The sequence below is a fragment of the Chryseobacterium tongliaonense genome, from assembly GCF_041224435.1.
Taxonomy (GTDB): Bacteria; Bacteroidota; Bacteroidia; order Flavobacteriales; family Weeksellaceae; genus Chryseobacterium; species Chryseobacterium tongliaoense.
The window spans coordinates 552133-569491 of sequence record NZ_JBGFFD010000001.1; the positions used below are offsets into that span (position 1 = coordinate 552133).

Consider the following 17359-nt stretch of genomic DNA (forward strand, 5'->3'; position numbering starts at 1 on the left):
CCTGAAAATTTACTTTTCAGGGCAGTTCATTGAAATTAGATAATTTTAATTTTTAAAACGAAACTTCGTTTACTTCTTTTCCTCTCTGAAAGTTCATTACTTTCTGGCTTCCTTTGTAAGCAACACTCACAATGTTGATCTGCTTTGGAAAAGCGCTCAAGAGGATCGTATTTTTAATCTTCAGGGTATTGATATCAGAAACACCTCCGGTTTCAAAATATACCCATACAGTTTCTCCGCTTACCTGACTTCCTGTAAATGTTATTGTTTTAGGAGAGCCGTTGACGTATACATCAAAATTGTTGTTTACATACTTTTTTACCTCTGCTTCAAATCCGGCTGTATTAGGATTTATTTTAATAGCATCAGAAATATGGTTTGTATTCATTTTTGTGGTAAACTTCAATGTCTTACTTCCATCAATATAATCCACCTTTGTCATTGAAGAGAAAAAGTCTACATACATAAAACTCATTAACACAAAAAATGTTAAAATACCCGATATATATAAAAGTTTTTTCATCTTAATTAATAGATTTACAATCATAAATTGTTAGGTTATAAGTCACAAATAATATGCCAATTAAAAATTCACGTTCACAGAATATTTATCATAAAATGCTTTAATGTGTGCTACAGCCTCATCAGCAGTATCTACCACTCTGTAAAGATCAAGATCATGCTCTGCAATCATTCCTTCTTTCAGTAAGGTTGTTTTAAACCATTCCAGCAATCCGCCCCAGAATTCCGATCCTACCAGAACGATCGGAAACTTTCCTATTTTATTCGTCTGGATGAGCGTAATCGCTTCCGTAAGCTCATCAAGAGTCCCAAAACCTCCGGGCATCACGATAAATCCCTGGGAATATTTTACAAACATTACTTTTCTTACGAAGAAATAATCAAAATTCATAGAATATGATTTATTGATGTAAGGATTGAAATGCTGTTCAAAAGGCAGGTCTATATTTAAACCGATGGATGTCCCTTTACCATTGAAAGCCCCTTTATTTCCTGCTTCCATAATTCCCGGGCCGCCACCTGTAATAATTCCGAAACCTATTTTGGTGATTTTTTCAGCAATATCCACCGCCATATTGTAGTATTTACTTTCAGGCTTTAATCGTGCTGAGCCGAAAATAGAGACACAAGGCCCTATTTTTGCCAGTTTTTCATAACCGTCCACAAATTCAGCCATAACTTTAAAAACCATCCAGCTGTCTTTAGTGACGGTCTCATCCCATGTTTTTTGTCTGAAGCTATTATGCAGTTTCGTTTCGTTACTGTCAAATTCCGGATTTACTAAGCTTTCATCTCTTGTTCCGTCCATTCCCATTGCAAAAATTATTTAAAATGTTTTTCGGCCTCTATTACAGATTCCGGTCTTCCTACATCGATCAGGATGCTGTCATGCACAAAACCGTGTATATGCTCGGTCTGCATGAGATCCAGATATTCTTCCATAACAGAAAATTTGCCTGTTCTTTTTATTTTATCAAAGATAGCAGGGTTGATACAGTGTACTCCGCTAAAAGCCAGTGCTTTAAATCCTTTATTGAATTCTGCAAGCCTTTGTTCTCCGGTTTGTACATTAAGCCATCCTCTCAGTACGCTGTCATCATTGAAAAGTAGTTTTCTCGAACTCTCTCTGTCTGAAACAGCTAAAGTAGCAAAATCTTTTATCTTTTTATGATATTCAACGAAGTCATTGATATTGATATCCGTTAAAATATCGGCATTCATGATTAAAAAATCTTCCCCATGATCCAGAAATTTTTTAGCAAAAATTAAACCGCCTCCTGTTTCCAGAAGCTCATTGGTTTCATCTGAAATCTCAATCCTGCAATTAAAATTATCATTCTTTTTGAGAAAATCAACAATCTGATCCCCAAAATGATGAATGTTGATGACAAAATCTTGTATCCCGAACCGTTTGAGATATTGGATGTTTCTTTCCAGAAGCGGAATGCCATTTACCTTTGCCAGTGCTTTCGGATGATGATCTGTAAAAGGTTTTAAACGGGTACCTTTTCCTGCTGCAAAAATTAAAGCCTTCATATATTATAATTAATGAGTGAGGGATAATTGGTAATATTAAAAATTACCAATTGCTTATTACTAATTACTGATGTTAAGTTGATGTTGCTCGTCGTGGTGAAGGCTGATTTCTGTCCCTTCCGGGTATTTTTCCTTAACGAATTCCGCTATTTTTATTGCTGAATATACAGATCTGTGCTGACCACCCGTACATCCGAAATTGATCTGTAAGTTTTCAAATCCTCTTTCAAGATAATTATCGATATTGATGGAGATCATGTTTTTTACCAGTTCGAGAAATTTCGGCATTTCGGTTTTGGTTTCCAGGTATTCCTGAACACCAATGTCATTTCCTGTCTGGCTTTTATACTCTTCGATCCTTCCGGGATTTAAAATTCCTCTGCAGTCGAAGGTAAAACCGCCTCCGTTTCCTGTTTCATCTTTTGGAATTCCTCCTTTTTTGTACGAAAAACTGTGTATATCGATGTGTAGCATGTTTTCTATTGTTTTAATTGAACCATTAAGGTTGATTAAGTTGTTAAGTTTTTATTTTCAGTCTTTGGCTCTGCAAACTAATATTTCATTAATTTTCAATCCCGTTTTTTCTAAAGTCAATTGCCGGATCACTTTCTCAAGCTCAGGATAATCTTTCATATTTTCCCAGGACTGAGCAAATTGTGTAACATTTTCAATTCCTTTTTCCATGCTCGAAATAAAATGTTGTTTTCTTTGAATCAATCCTCTGAAACCGTAGGCGCCTAAAACCTGAAGGAATCTCATCATCTGAACCGGTTTCACTGAGTTTTTTAGTTGAAGCTGGACCGTTCTGTCTTCAAACTGCTGAATGTAGAATTCCAGCATTTCATTTTTAAAATCTTCCGGAAAATTGGCTTTGGCCTGGAAAAGAAAAGAAATGACATCATACATCAAAGGTCCTTTCATGGCAGATTGATAGTCAATAAATGAAACTTTACCGTACTCATCGACCATAATATTTCTAGCCTGAAAATCACGGATCATTAATCCTTTAGGTTCTAAATTCTCGATGAGGTTGGCTATTCTTTTGAATTCTTTTAAAAGTGCTGATTTATGATATTCCAGTTCAAGAACATCTGCAACGAAGTTTTTAAAATAGTAGAGATCATGGATAACAGGCAGCTCATCATAGCTTTCATATTCAAATGTGCGCGTGAAATCTATCTTTCCAAGCGTCCTGATCTGCAGCTGATAAAGTTTTTCTAAAGTCTGTTTTACCAAAGATTTTACACGGTCAGACAGTCCTTCCTGAGCGATAATTTCCGATAGGGTATGTTCGCCCATAAACTCCTGAATATAGAGTTTCCGGTCGTCTGAAACGGAGAAAATAGTTGGGGTATTCAGTTCTAATTGCGAGAAAATTTCAGAGTAATAAAGAAAGGCCTCATTTTCCTGAATATTTTCGTTATATGTGATAATGTATTTTTCACTTTCAGCTGTTGCCAGAAAATTCACCCTCGCGGAACCGCTTTGAGCCAGTGTAACGAACTCAGAAGATTTTTTACCGGTATGGTTTTCAAAAAATCGTTTTGCGTTTTCAGAAATCATAATATGGAAACAAATATACTAAATTACAGTCTAATTTTTATCTTTGTAGTATGCTAAAGGATTTTAAGCCGGTTTTGGGCATATTGCTGAGATTCATCATCATTTATGTGGTGTTGCTTTTTGCGTACCAGTTTTATTTAAACAGTTTCAGAGAATATGGTCTTGATCCCTTTTCGAGAATGATTGCGGAACAGGTGAAGGCTATTCAGAATTCGATGCATTACCCAACTCAATTATATAATGATGTAGCCAAAGAACAGGTGTGGTTTTATGTGAAAAAAGCATATGTGACCCGAATGGTGGAAGGCTGTAATGCTATTTCAGTAATGATCTTATTTGTTTCTTTTGTGTTTGCATTTTATAAAGGAGCCAAGACTTTTATTTTTGTACTGATCGGGCTGCTGTTACTTTATATCATGAATCTTCTTAGAATTGTAGGGCTCAATCTTGTGGTAAGCGATTATAAGGAATATGAAAAAATAGCTCATGATTTTATTTTTCCGGCTGTTATTTACGGAACGGTGGTGGTTCTTTGGCTGGTCTGGATTAAACTTTTTGCACTGAAAAATGAAAATAATTAACTGGCTTTTGGTGATAACCGGGATTTTGGGATTGATCGGTGTGCGAATATTTGAGGACCGGATTTTCTATGATCCGTTTCTGAATTATTTTCATGAAGCTGATAAAAGTGTGTCATTTCCCGCATTTGTTTGGGGAAAGCTGATCATCAGCCATTTATTCAGATTTATTTTAAATCTGTTTTTTTCTTGTCTCATCATTCATTTTATGTTTAAAAATAAAGAATGGACTTTTCAGGGAGCTATTTTGATCAGTATTATTTTTGCGATTACTTTTCCGATCTATCTGTATTGTATTTACGACCGGTTTGAAACCGGTTATCTTTTCTCGTTTTATATGAGAAGATTTGTTATTCAGCCTTTGATATTGCTGCTGATCGTTCCGATGTTCTATTACAGGAAACAAGTTCTCAGAAAAAACTAATTCAATAACTTCTAAATACTTGTTTGTGAATATCAGTCTGCAGTGTGCTTGTCCACTCCCGTTATATTTTCCGGAGTCCATGTAACTCGTTTTACAAAATCTTTTTCCCGTACAGGGCATTCTTTAATCTGACAGACAGGGCAGGAGATAGGCTTACAATCATCCATATGGAAGTTGAATTCAATATTCCGTTTAATGTTTTTCGCTAAAAGAATAATTACTTTTTCCATTTCACTGTGAGCGTCGCGCAGGCTGTAATACCATGGAAGTGTAATATGAGCATCAATATGAAGTGCTGCACCAAATTGCTGGATTTTCATATTGTGAACGTCTATCCACTCCGTATGTCTGTTGTTTTCAAGAATCTCAACGATCTGGTTTAATAATTCGGGATCCTGCTCATCCATAATTCCACTTAAAGATTTACGGACAATTTTATAGCCGACAAATATGATGTAAGCTCCGAAAACCAATGCCACCACGGAATCCAGCCAGTAAATCTTAGTAAGATAGACTACCACCAAGCTTATCACGACTCCAAGCGTTGTGATCGTATCGGATTGAAGATGCTTTCCTGAGGATATAAGGACTAAAGAGTTATCTGTTTGACCCTTTTTAATGGAAATATACCCCAATAAATAATTAATGATGGCAGTGGCTGCTATGATCGCTATTCCCCAATCTAATTTATCAAGTGTTTTCCCGACAATCAAGCTGTTCACTCCTTCGTAGATAATCATAATCCCGGCAATGGCAATTAAAGCACCTTCTATTCCGGAGGTTACAAACTCTACTTTTCCGTGGCCGTAAGGATGGTCTTCATCTTTAGGCTTAGCGGCCAGATGCAGGGAATAAAGCCCCATAAAAGCGCTGATGACATTGACAATACTTTCCATGGCATCTGAAAATACCGCATCTGAATTGGTAAGCTTCCATGCAATGATCTTTCCGATGAATAAAATAATCCCGAAAGTTGCAATCCATTTTTGAAAGCCTATCTTATCTTTATTGATATTCTTCTTTACGTTCATAGGTTTGATAAAAAAAAGAATCTCGGTTTGAGACTCTTTTTTTATTTTGTTAGTTTATACTAAGTTATTTGCTACCAGGTATTCTGCGATCTGTACTGCGTTGGTTGCAGCTCCTTTCCGCAGGTTATCAGCCACAATCCACAGATTCAGTGTTTTAGGCTGTGATAGGTCTCGCCTTATTCTTCCGACGAATACTTCATCTTTTCCTTCAGAATGTATCGGCATTGGGTACTGGTTGTTTTTTACATCATCCACTACCACTACTCCCGGGGTTTCAGATAAGATTTTTCTTACTTCGTCAAGTTCAAATTCATTTTCGAATTCGATGTTTACACTTTCTGAATGTCCTCCCTGAACCGGTACTCTTACCGCTGTTGCCGTTAAATTGAATGTGTCATCACCTAAAATTTTCTTAGGCTCTTTCATTAATTTAATTTCTTCTTTAGTATAATCATCGTCTGCAAAAACATCGCAATGCGGCAATGCATTTTTGAAGATCTGATAAGGATATACTTTAGCAATAGAATCATCACCGTTGATTTCAGCGTTTAATTGATCTACAGCGGCTTTTCCGGTACCTGTTACAGACTGGTACGTTGAAACAACCACTCTTTTCAGATCGTATTTCTTGTTAAGCGGTCCTAAAACCATTACCAGTTGAATGGTAGAACAGTTCGGATTGGCAATAATTTTATCTTCTGCGGTTAAAACATCCGCATTGATTTCCGGTACCACTAATTTTTTATCAGGATCCATTCTCCATGCGGAAGAATTATCAATTACGGTAATTCCTGCTTCTGCAAATTTCGGGGCAAACTCAAGGGAAGTAGAACCTCCGGCAGAGAAAATTGCAATTTCGGGTTTGGCAGCTATAGCGTCATTAATGCTTACAATGGTATATTCTTCCTGTTTATACTTCACCTTCTTACCTATAGATTTTTCCGAAGCTACCGGAATTAATTCTGTGACAGGGAAGTTTCTCTCCTCCAAAACTTTAAGCATGACTTGTCCAACCATTCCTGTTGAACCTACTACAGCTACTTTCATTGATTGATAAAAAATTTTAAAATTAATATATTATGCCCCGAAGACTCTCATCCAAGGGAACGCGAATGCAAATAATCCCACTGCGATTAATCCCATGATCACAATTCCTAAAGAAATGGTGTCATTGGATTTCACTTTTTTATTGATAATGGTCATCAATACTGCAGCGATAAGCATTGAAAAAGGATGTTCTACATACTGAAATCTTAAGTCAGCATTTTTCATTACTGCTCCCATATCCAATCCTTTGGTAAAATTAGTGATCAGCATAATGATGCCTATCAAAAACTGTACGTGGAAGAAGATCATGGTGAAAAGAGTAGTCTTCTTTAAAAATTTGTTCACTTTACCACTGAAGCCAAACATAGTCGCTAAAAGGGCAATAATAAATAATGTAACTAAAAGAAGTTCCAGATAACCAAATCCTTTATGAGCATTCAGTAAAATTTTGTAAAAATCCATATTTTGTTTTTTCTTACGCAAATATAAAGAATCCTTTAGAATAACAGGTAGGCTAATTTGTTTAATCTAATTCAAATAAATATTTAAAAGGCTTTTTTTGAATATTGTCTTTTTCGATGATCAATTGTAAGCCTGCCCGTGCGTAACCGATATTCCAAATACCGATATTTTTCGAAAGATTGATTTTTTTTAAATCATTTATATCTTTTGTATTAAGTTTGGTTTTTTTAGGAACTAGGATTCTTACTTTTTTATAGAGCTTATTGTCGTTAAGGTATAGTAAGGACTTTAAGAGATGATTGAGATTTACAGGGTTGTGTTCTAAGTTTACAGACAGTAATATCCAGTGAATACTTTTTGACAGTAGAAAATTCAGTAGAGGTGAGGGAAAGATTTCAATGAGAAGGTTCAAAGTTTTTATAAATGACATTAAACTTTTTGAAGACAGGTTTTCATAAAGCTTATTGGAGTCAAGCTGATAAAAATAATGCGTAAACAGTATTAGGCTATGATTGATAAAAATGGAATATTCTTTTTTTAAAACATCGGATTCTGTTGTGGTGAACCTTTCGATAAAATAAAACAAAATATCAGTATTAATTATGAACTGTTCTACGGAGATTAATATTTCTGTTGAGAAAAAGAGATCTTTTAATTGCTGTTCCAGTAACTCGGGAAGAAAAATATCATGATCAATTTCAGCCATTTTTTCAGCTGATAGGTGATTGACAACCCATGCAATTCCACATATTCCGTTGAACAAGCCTGGATTGAATACGAGTTCTAAATTATTTAATTCATATTCCAATAGCTCAACTCCTTTATTATAAGCAACGAGATCTTTTTTGCTTTTGTTGTAATGAAAAAAAAATAAGGCTGCAGCACTTCTTCCATTGAGTCCTGAATCCCAGTTTTCCAGATTCTGTAAATCTGATAAATGGGTGTAAATTTCCTCTACTGATACCATTTTAAGAATTTATCGATTTAAAATAAACTTTTTTATAATGTCTCCATAAGAAATCATATAATGTTAATTCATGTAATCTGTTATTGGATATAAAAAGCCGGTTAACAGACATGTGGATGTAACTGGATATTAAATGGTATATATCAATCTCAAGAGCATTCTTTTTTTGCAATGCCGTGATGATTCTGATATTTTTTTGGATCTCTTTTTTATATGGGAAAATACTTTTTGTCAAAGAGTTACTTTTGTTGATATTAGAAGATAAAGATGTATTGATAGTAGCCTGATTATCATTAAATAGTTTGTCTAACTGTTTTTTTATATCTTTTTCTGAACTGAATTCTTTATAAAATGAATTTTTTAATGATTCTGTGAATTTTAATTTTTCATGGAGAGAAATATCAAACGAATCTAGATAGAATTTCATCAGCCTTAAACCAAAAAGGCTTTTAGTATAGGTCTCTTCATTGTTTAAAGATTCAATAAAATTGCTGACCATGCAGCTGTCCAGGTAAAATATATTTTCTGAAATCAACATGGTATTTCTTCCATATCTTTCTATTTCCCTTTTATAGGTATCTACTTCAACAGTCCAGATAAGTTCATTTGAAATAAAATTTCTCAGATGAACATTTATTTTTTTAATTATATAACCAATAGATTCTATATCTGTTATTTGTACTCTATATCTTATGTGATAGGACGGATTATTGTAACGGATGAAAAACCATTGCTTAATTAATTTTTCAGCAAGAAACTCTTCACTAAGCGGTTTAAGTATTTCTGTCAATATTTTGTTTGAGGCACTATGACCACAAAATATTTTGTAATATAACCATTCGTCCCCAATTATAAAATCACGTTGTATTTCTTTAAGCATTTTGGATAGTAGACAATTTTTGTTGATTATAAAATGTAATAACTATTTGATTGGTAAAGGATTCTTCTTCTTTACGGACAATCTGTTCTTCGTCCGTAAATAAAAATTCTTTAAACGTAAAGTTTGCTTTTTCCCCTATGGCATCAAGCATCATCTTAACACTGCTTATATTACTGAGGTTAATTAATAGTTCATTATCATTTTCTGCAAGAAGTATATACTGCGGCATTTTCCATTTTTTTCTGGATTTATCTAAAGCCTTCATCAAATCAACATCTGATTCTAGATTTTCTGTAAATATTTCCATGTCTTTTTTTCTTAAATTCCATGTTGCGGGTTTAAGAATAAGATTGTTTAATTCAATTCGAGGAATAAATTTATAATTTTTCTCCATGGGTCCCAATTCCAAACCTAATCCTGATCTTTTGCCCTGATACTGCAAATCGCATAAAAAATGATAGATAGGAATTGAATTTGCGGCATAATTATGAGCATTAATAAGTCTTGGCAGTATTCTTTTATTTAATTTTTTTGATCGTAAAATGATCTTGTCCGATTTTAAGGAAATCATTAAATCATCTATCAGTATCTGATATTCGTTCGGTTTTATAGAATTTGATAAATAGGGAATTTCATAATCATTAAAGCCAGGTCTGCATATTACATTTCCTATTCTTGATTCGGGGAGATGTGAAAGATCTGCCAATATAATATCTTGGTTAATTTTTTTTTCGATATCCAGGATCGCCTGTGTGTGATTTTTAATTTCGTCGTCATTTAAGCAGAATCGTCCGAACAGATTTGAGCCGCTTGCCCCTCCTGCACCATCAAGTTTTATTTTTTGCTTTCCTTCTGTTTTTACAAATTCTGTCATGAATGAAAGGGTATCCGGAAGGTCATCCCAGGCTTCTTCAATCCAGGAGGGTAAATCGTCAGTATTTAACGGGATGGTGTAATCACCACTCTTGTAAGCCTCGGTTATTTTATAATGAAAAATAGAATTGGTATTAGTCCAGCTGATTTCAGCTTTGTTAGATCCTGTTGATGAAATTATTAAATGATCTATAAAATTATTATCAGGAATAATTTCACTCATATCATTATTTTTATATCCAATCCCGGATTCAGGATCCAAAGCTTTAGTAAGCGGGACCTCCTGATCTTCATACCGCTCCCGGAATTTTTTTATGAAATTATCCATGTAAGTTACAGTGGCATTTTTAGAAATTATGGATAGCTTATTTAAGAAAATAATACCTTCTTTGATATCTTTCAACGCCCTTCTGTCTAACAGGTTACTATAAATTGAAACTTTTAAATCCGTTTGAAAAAAATATTTCAGATCAATTTCTGTTTCCAGATTTTCTGCCAATGATTTGATCTCATTATATTTTTTCACCTGATTAGGTATTTGGTTATCAATCATACCTATGGCATTGCTAACCTGATTAAATATCAGGGATGTTTTCTTAGAGGTAATAGCTTCCCTAATGGTACTAAAATAATCCTTTCCTATTATTACAGGGTCTATATTACTAGTAAGAATTTGATTATCAATTAATAGATTGATATATTCCTTTGCTTCTTTTATGCTGATTTTCGAATCAAAATTTGTTAGTTCTAGTGCAAGCCTATCGATGGTGTAACCACTGTGTGAAACTTTAAGAATATACTCGAAATAGGGATCTGTTTCGACGGCCTCTATATGATGAGTTCTTTTTAGACCTCCGGAATATGTATATTCTATATATCGATACTGGTTACCATGTCTGTATAAACTTGTATTGGGGCTGAATATTAATTGTTGCCTTATCGTTTTCTTATTAATTAAATTTTGTGAAAGTGTAACCAGATACTGCATATCAAGTCTTGTGGACTTTTTATATGAAGAGAGATCATTATTTAATCTGATGTCTGTATAGTCATTTAATAGTCCTATCGAATATCCTGCAAATAATCCAAAAGGAGTGCATCTGGATGACATTCTGGATATATATTTTAACAAACTTGTTTTTAACTTGTTTGATTTCTCTTCGTTTAATATTTTCCCATTAAGCCAATCAATAAGAATACTATACAGGTTGGGTGACGCCAGAAATAATGCTTCTTGGAAGAATGGATCTGAACTGATTTTTTTTAAATCATGATCAGAAAGATAATCAGTACTAAATAGTTTTTTCAGAGAGGTGAGTGACCTTGAAGGTGTTCTTAAAACAAAATTATTTAAAGCTTTATACGGAAACTTACTCATTTATAATATTATTATGAAATTAAAAGACATTCTCCCCAGTTATGATCTATGTCTGTATAGGCATCTATTAAAGCTAGTCCAATTCCAGCCTGTCCATTGAGGATGGATAAATCAGATGGTATATTGTTATTAATACTTTCCAAGCCTTTTTTCAGCCAATATTCTTTAGCAGTTGAAAATATTTTTTCTCCTGTAAGAGAGTATGCTCTTGAGAAAATTTTATAGGCACCAAAAAAGCCATGACACATTCCGGGAGATTCTAAAAATGATTGTTCTTTGGTGATCCTTTTTGCTGAATGCTCAAGAATTTCAATAGCTTGATTTTTAATACTGATATCGTGTATGTTTTGTGCTGTATTTAAAAGTGCTATTCCAATACCCAAGTCTCCTGCACACCAAGATAATGCTGATTGTGTGTTATGTATATTTGTGGATTGGGTAAGCCATGACGGAAAGTAAGATACTTTATTTTGAGAAATATTCTGTGTGTCTGTTAAAAAGGAGGTATAGTTTTTTAATAAAGCCAAGGATTCGTTTTTAAACGGATGAATTAGAGATAGTTTGCTTAAAATTAAAATGATCCCTGAAATTCCGTGAGCAAGTCCAAGGTAGGTTCTGTTTTTAAAGTCTTGGTCTGTTTTTAAAAGTCTGTAGTCTGTAATTTCCTTGATTCTGCTTGAGAGTCCTTTTATAAATAATTTTATTAAAGCTTCAATATCTTTTTTTTGATTTCCTTCTACGTGTTTAATCCGGTTTATAAAATAGGACAAGTATCCCGCCGAACCATGTAAAAAATCAAAATTGTTTTTTTGGATAGTAACCTCTACCCACTCGCCGATATATTTGTCCAGTATGTCTAATATACCGTTTTCACTATTTTCAAGAAAGTTATTATTTTGTAGAAAGAGCAGTGTCCACATAAAACCATTTATACCATCACAATAGGTTGGCATTTCATATCCGGCATTGATTTTTTCAATACAAATATTGAATAATTTTTCTGTATCAATGAAATGATTTTCTGATTGATTGATAGAAGATTTATAATATTCTAGAAATAGGCTGTATCCGCTGATTCCGGTTAAAACTCCAATATCCGGGCTTTGAGAGTAATTGTTTTGAATATTAGTATGTATTGATTCTATTTTTTTTAATAGGGAAGAGCTTTTCATTCTTATATGAAAAGTGCTTCTTTACGAAGCACTTTAAAATTTGTATTTAAGATTGCCTTGTATTGCAGGTAGTATCTTCTTCAGATCCCTGTGTTGCACAACAGCTGGTAATACTTGGAGCCATTGTAGTAGGTGTACCTCCGATTGTACCAATTGTTACAACTGAGAATGCACAAGAGTCACCTCCTCCCTTTACATTTTTTAAATTACCCAGAGACATTGCAGAGCCAGACAATTTTGCAATCTTAACCTTTTTAAGGTTTAGTTTTTTCTTTTCCATTTTTAATATTATTTTAAACAAATATATAAAAATCAAGATTCAAACCACGATATAGTGAATTGTTTTTTGTCGATTTTAACAATTTGTTCTTCTAAGTAATAATAAATTAATATAACAGATTTTTTATTCACGTTATCAGGTCTTATACCGTTGAGCCAAATATCTGCAAATTCCTGATCTGGAAATTTTTCCCAGAGGTAGATATTTCTGTAGTTCTCATCTGTCAGAATTTTTTCAATTTTAGAATCTATAAAAAATTCATAACCCAAAAATAAAGAATACCACTTTATAGCCTGCCTAAAAAAGTTATAATAATGATAATGGAAAAAAGGTGATTTTTCGGATAGTGATTCCAGGCTAACTTTACTGTTGTATAATGCATACATACTGGTATTGATCACATCTCTATCTGTTTTTTTTTGTAGAAACGGTGTTGTGAAATATACCCGGGCATTATCAACCAGTTCTTCAACGGACTTATTCTTATCATAAAGAATTTTTCCAATGCCGAATATGCGGGCTTCAAATTTATTATAATTGAAAAAGTCAATAGAAAATCTTTTTTTTGTTATTTCGGAAGATCTTCCTAAATATGAGAATGTATATCCGTTAATTACCGTTAGACCCTTAATGTTTTTTTTATATTTTGAATTAAAAATTAACCTTATATCTATATCAGAATCTTCATTTTCTAAGCCAACAGCATAACTTCCGCTCAAAAGTATTCCTTCTACATATTTTTTAGATTTCCATTTGTTTATAAAGATTTCTAATGCTTTTTCCATGAAAATTATTTTTCTAAATATAGCAAAAATCCCGGCGATAAGCCGGGATTGATATTTATAAAATCTAATATTTTAGAATTTGAAAGCTATTGATGCAGCCCATGTTCTACCGAATCCGAAGTAAACCTGGTTGTTTACGTCAATTCCTTTGTAGAAGTTGTTCGGATTAGCATTATATGCATCCAATTGCTGTTGTGCTGTAGCAGTAGGTGTTGGTGTAAAATCCGAAACAGTTTTCTTAATAGAAGATTTACCATCAGAAATGTAAGTTGTATCAAACAAGTTGTAAACGTTACCTGTAAGTACAAGTCTGTTTCCATTCTTCAGATTGAAAGTATAGGATAAACCTAGATCAAATAGATTGTAAGAAGGATATTCTAACGCACCGTTTTGAGCATTGTTACTGATAGAACCATCAGGCTTTACAAGATAATCACCATTGAAGTTGATTAAACCGTAGTAATTGCTGTAATAATTCCAGTTAGAGAAGATACTAAGTTCTTTTACCGGTTTTACAGTAAATCCTAATGATGCAGTGGTCTGAGCAGCATCTGAAATTTTTACTTTATCTAAAGCAAAAGTTACATCTGTACTACCGTTGAAACTGATTGGCGTTCCGTTTTCATCATATAGATTTCCAGAAGGGTTTCCTTTATAGAACCAGTCTCCAAGAGAGAACATTCCGTTAAATGATAAGTAATCAGTAACTTTTAAGCTACCTTCAAATTCTACTCCCATATGGATTTCATGAATTCCTAACAAGTTTGCATAAGGTCTGTTATAACTTCCTCCTGCAGGGTTTGGAATGTTAGGTAGGTTTGAGAATCTCTGGTATCTGTCTTTCCAGGAAGTATAATAAAGGTTTACATTACCATTGAATATTTTACTTCTGAATCCGTAACCTAGTTCTGCCGAAGCGATTTTCTCGTTTGTTAATAGTGGGTTTACAATTTGCTGGTTACCTGTTGCTCTTCCATCCGGAGAGTTGAAAGTTGGATCAAGAGGGTTATTTGTAGCAAGCGGTGAATTATAAACTGCGAAGAAGTTTGGTTGTTTTGAATAGTATCCTACATTTACAAAAACATTACTCTTTCCGTCAATGTTATAGTTAACACCTCCTTTAGCGTTGAATCCGAAAAGGAATTTCATCGGAGTTTTAGTATTAACTTTTTGTCCTTGCTGGATTGTTACCCCATCAATGATCCAGTTGTCAATTCTGCTATATCCTTGTTCTGAAGCAGATCCCTGAATGAAAGCTGAGATTTTATCACTAGTATACTCAAGCTGTCCGAAAATTCCGCCCCATAATACTTCTCCATTGTAATTTCTGTAAACAACCTGGCTTTTATCTTTTAGAGCTTTAGCAAAAGGATTTGCAGAAGGTTGAGGCTCTTGTACCAAAGTTACGTCATAACCTCCGGGCATGTTCATATTGTCCTTTTCAATATATTTTGTATTCCCCCAAAGATCAGTTAAAACTCCCGGGTGATAACCATAATAGTATCTTCCGTCAAAACCAACTGAGAAATTCCAGTTGTCATTGATTTTATGTTGGAAGTTCGTAAGGATTCCGTACCAGTCATGAGAGTTTACACTTGCTCTTCTTGTTAATCCGTTTGTTCTTGTTGCAACTCCTGGTGTTGCATTAACCTTATTAATACCGGTATTATTAGGTACACTAGGGTTCCAGATTATATTTTGTCCCTGGTTCCAAGCCTGGATATCATCAAATCGGATAAGCCCGTCTGCTGTTTTAGGTAAAGAGTTGATGTTTGTTCCGTTGATATTTCCCATTACACCAGTTCCTCCACCTCTTCCCCAAGAAGCATATCCTACTGTAGATAATTTAGATTTTTCAGAGATTTTCCAATCCCAGTTGATTGATGCAACAGGTTTGCTATAATAGTTAATAGATTGAGACATCACTTCGCCGTTCATATAACCCCAGTTAGAGTTGTATCTTCTGTTCGGCTCATCAACCCCATTTCCGTACTTAATAAAGTTGGCAATTGTACTTTGGAAATTCTGCATGTGCCATTGTGGAGCACCTGTGAATGTAAATTGGAAATCGTGTTTCTCGTTTGGTTGATATCCTAGAGCGAAATAATAGTTATAAGCTTCAAATTTACTTGCATCAATATAAGTATTACCTGCAGTTCTACTCATTAAGAATGAAGTAGACCAACCTTTAGCACTTTTTCCTGTATTGTAAGAGAATAATGTTTTAAGGTATCCATCGTTACCTACACCTACCATTACGTTACCTTCTCTTTTTTTATCTGCTGCTCTTGTAATGATGTTGATTGTACCTCCGATAGAAGCGATTGCTAATTTTGAAGAACCAAGACCTCTCTGTACCTGCATTGCAGAAGTTACATCAGAAAGTCCTGCCCAGTTAGACCAGTATACAGTACCTCCTTCCATATCGTTTACAGGCACACCATTGATCATTACCGCAGTGTTGTTTGTGTCAAATCCTCTGATGTTCAAACGTCCATCCCCAAAACCACCACCACCTTTAGCAGAGTAAATGGATGGAGTTGTTTTTAAAATCTCAGGAAATTCTTGATTTCCTAATCTTTCGACAATTTGTGCTTCTTTGATTGTTGAAACTGCAACCGGTGTTTTTCTATCTTTAGCGATATCGGCAACCCCTGTTAATACAACTTGTTCAATGTCTTTGGATCTTGTATTGACAGTATCCTGAACTTGCTGTGCATAATAGACGCTGGCCGTAGAAAGTGTGATAACCGCAGTTAGCATCGATTTGTTGATTAATTTCATAATCGTTAGTAATAGTTAGATTTAAATTTTCTGCAAAATTGGGGAAATAAAATTTAACTAATATTAACTCAATGTTAATTTTTAACGAATGTTAACAATCTTTAACTTGCTGATTTTCAAAATAATGAATAAAAAACGAATTTTCATATGAAAAAAATCACATTATTTAATTTTTAACAAAAAGGGGTCATTTTTATTAAAAATACAATACTATTTCACGGCCTTGAGGCTTAAATCGATATTCTCTGCTGAGTGAGTAAGGGCGCCCGCAGAGATGTAGGTAACTCCTGTTGAAGCTATTTCTTTAAGAGCATCACGGGTGATTCCTCCGGATGCTTCAGATTCACAAGAACCGTTAATTAGTTTTACGGCTTCTTTCATTGTTTTTACATCCATATTATCAAGCATGATCCTGTCAACTTTTGCTTTGATGGCTTCCTGAACTTCTTCCAGGTTTCTGGTTTCTACCTCTATTTTCAGTTTTTTCTTATTCTTTTTGATGTAGTCTTTTGCCATCTTTACAGCATTGGTAATGCTCCCGTTATAATCAATGTGGTTGTCTTTCAGCATGATCATGTCATAAAGGCCATATCTGTGATTGGTTCCGCCTCCGATGGCCACTGCCCATTTTTCACATATCCTGAAATTCGGAGTGGTTTTTCTTGTATCCAGCAATTTGGTTTTTGTTCCTACCAATCTTGAATCCCAATCATTTGTAAGGGTTGCAATTCCACTCATTCTCTGCATGCAGTTAAGGATAAGCCTTTCTGTAGACAGGATAGATTGGGCGCTTCCGGTAACGATAAAAGCGATGTCTCCTATTTTAGCCGTTTCCCCGTCCTTAATAAAGCGTTCTACCTTTAGATTTTTATCAAAAGTTTTAAAAATGATTTCAGCCAATTCAACTCCTGCCAGAATACAATTTTGTTTTACCAAAAGTTTAGCACTTTGTTTCAGGTCTTTCGGAATAGTAGAAAGGGTAGAATGATCGCCATCCCGGATGTCTTCTTCTAAAGCGTTTTTTATGAATTGTTTTAAAACTTTATCTGTTACGTAAGCTGGTCTTTTCATTTCGTA

At 34.2% G+C, this 17359-nt stretch carries 18 protein-coding genes; 2 read left to right on the forward strand and 16 right to left on the reverse strand.

Features of this window, described 5'->3' with window-relative positions; all coding sequences use genetic code 11:
- Positions 1–52: 52 nt before the first annotated feature.
- From AB8P06_RS02640 to AB8P06_RS02660, 5 genes are read right to left on the reverse strand one after another with little or no spacing between them, the layout of a single operon-like run.
- A complete protein-coding gene (locus AB8P06_RS02640; protein WP_238536291.1) occupies positions 53–523 on the reverse strand; it encodes a DUF6702 family protein in 471 nt (156 codons plus the stop codon).
- A gap of 60 nt (positions 524–583) precedes the next feature.
- Complete coding sequence (locus AB8P06_RS02645) at positions 584–1336, reverse strand: LOG family protein (RefSeq protein WP_369837481.1); 753 nt, start codon at positions 1334–1336, stop codon at positions 584–586.
- An 8-nt stretch (positions 1337–1344) separates the two neighbouring features.
- Complete coding sequence (locus AB8P06_RS02650; RefSeq protein ID WP_369837483.1) at positions 1345–2058, reverse strand: nucleotidyltransferase family protein; 714 nt, start codon at positions 2056–2058, stop codon at positions 1345–1347.
- Between the two features lie 60 nt (positions 2059–2118).
- Positions 2119–2532, reverse strand: a complete 414-nt coding sequence (locus tag AB8P06_RS02655; protein ID WP_369837486.1) for a RapZ C-terminal domain-containing protein — start codon at positions 2530–2532, stop codon at positions 2119–2121.
- A 57-nt stretch (positions 2533–2589) separates the two neighbouring features.
- Positions 2590–3621, reverse strand: coding sequence for an aminoglycoside phosphotransferase family protein (locus AB8P06_RS02660; RefSeq protein WP_369837489.1), 1032 nt, complete (start codon positions 3619–3621; stop codon positions 2590–2592).
- Between the two features lie 50 nt (positions 3622–3671).
- On the opposite strand from AB8P06_RS02660, the gene xrtF reads away from it, so the two are divergent.
- Positions 3672–4202, forward strand: a complete 531-nt coding sequence (gene xrtF / locus AB8P06_RS02665) for an exosortase family protein XrtF (protein WP_369837491.1) — start codon at positions 3672–3674, stop codon at positions 4200–4202.
- Complete coding sequence (locus AB8P06_RS02670; RefSeq protein WP_369837494.1) at positions 4189–4623, forward strand: exosortase F system-associated membrane protein; 435 nt, start codon at positions 4189–4191, stop codon at positions 4621–4623. Before xrtF ends, AB8P06_RS02670 begins: the two co-directional genes overlap by 14 nt.
- Before the next feature lie 32 nt (positions 4624–4655).
- On the opposite strand, the gene AB8P06_RS02675 is transcribed toward AB8P06_RS02670, so the two are convergent.
- The 11 genes from AB8P06_RS02675 to nadC all read right to left on the reverse strand — a co-directional run bounded on the left by AB8P06_RS02675 (position 4656) and on the right by nadC (position 17353).
- Positions 4656–5654: a cation diffusion facilitator family transporter gene (locus AB8P06_RS02675; protein WP_369837497.1), complete on the reverse strand. Its 999-nt coding sequence runs from the start codon at positions 5652–5654 to the stop codon at positions 4656–4658.
- A 54-nt stretch (positions 5655–5708) separates the two neighbouring features.
- Complete coding sequence (locus AB8P06_RS02680; protein ID WP_369837500.1) at positions 5709–6701, reverse strand: aspartate-semialdehyde dehydrogenase; 993 nt, start codon at positions 6699–6701, stop codon at positions 5709–5711.
- 30 nt (positions 6702–6731) lie between these two features.
- Entirely contained in the window at positions 6732–7163 is a 432-nt protein-coding gene (locus tag AB8P06_RS02685) for a hypothetical protein (RefSeq protein WP_007842450.1), read from the reverse strand.
- 61 nt (positions 7164–7224) lie between these two features.
- Complete coding sequence (locus AB8P06_RS02690) at positions 7225–8130, reverse strand: glycoside hydrolase family protein (protein WP_369837504.1); 906 nt, start codon at positions 8128–8130, stop codon at positions 7225–7227.
- A gap of 1 nt (position 8131) precedes the next feature.
- Positions 8132–9010, reverse strand: a complete 879-nt coding sequence (locus AB8P06_RS02695) for a thiopeptide-type bacteriocin biosynthesis protein (protein ID WP_369837507.1) — start codon at positions 9008–9010, stop codon at positions 8132–8134.
- Positions 9003–11261, reverse strand: a complete 2259-nt coding sequence (locus tag AB8P06_RS02700) for a lantibiotic dehydratase family protein (RefSeq protein WP_369837510.1) — start codon at positions 11259–11261, stop codon at positions 9003–9005. The genes AB8P06_RS02695 and AB8P06_RS02700 overlap by 8 nt, the downstream gene beginning before the upstream one ends.
- Before the next feature lie 11 nt (positions 11262–11272).
- Positions 11273–12433: a lanthionine synthetase LanC family protein gene (locus AB8P06_RS02705; RefSeq protein ID WP_369837513.1), complete on the reverse strand. Its 1161-nt coding sequence runs from the start codon at positions 12431–12433 to the stop codon at positions 11273–11275.
- Positions 12434–12479: 46 nt separating this feature from the next.
- Positions 12480–12653, reverse strand: a complete 174-nt coding sequence (locus AB8P06_RS02710; protein WP_369837516.1) for a hypothetical protein — start codon at positions 12651–12653, stop codon at positions 12480–12482.
- Positions 12654–12745: 92 nt separating this feature from the next.
- Positions 12746–13498: a nucleotidyltransferase domain-containing protein gene (locus tag AB8P06_RS02715; protein WP_369837519.1), complete on the reverse strand. Its 753-nt coding sequence runs from the start codon at positions 13496–13498 to the stop codon at positions 12746–12748.
- Positions 13499–13570: 72 nt separating this feature from the next.
- Positions 13571–16282, reverse strand: coding sequence for a TonB-dependent receptor (locus AB8P06_RS02720; protein ID WP_369837521.1), 2712 nt, complete (start codon positions 16280–16282; stop codon positions 13571–13573).
- Between the two features lie 210 nt (positions 16283–16492).
- Positions 16493–17353: a carboxylating nicotinate-nucleotide diphosphorylase gene (gene nadC, locus AB8P06_RS02725; RefSeq protein WP_369837524.1), complete on the reverse strand. Its 861-nt coding sequence runs from the start codon at positions 17351–17353 to the stop codon at positions 16493–16495.
- Positions 17354–17359 lie beyond the last annotated feature (6 nt).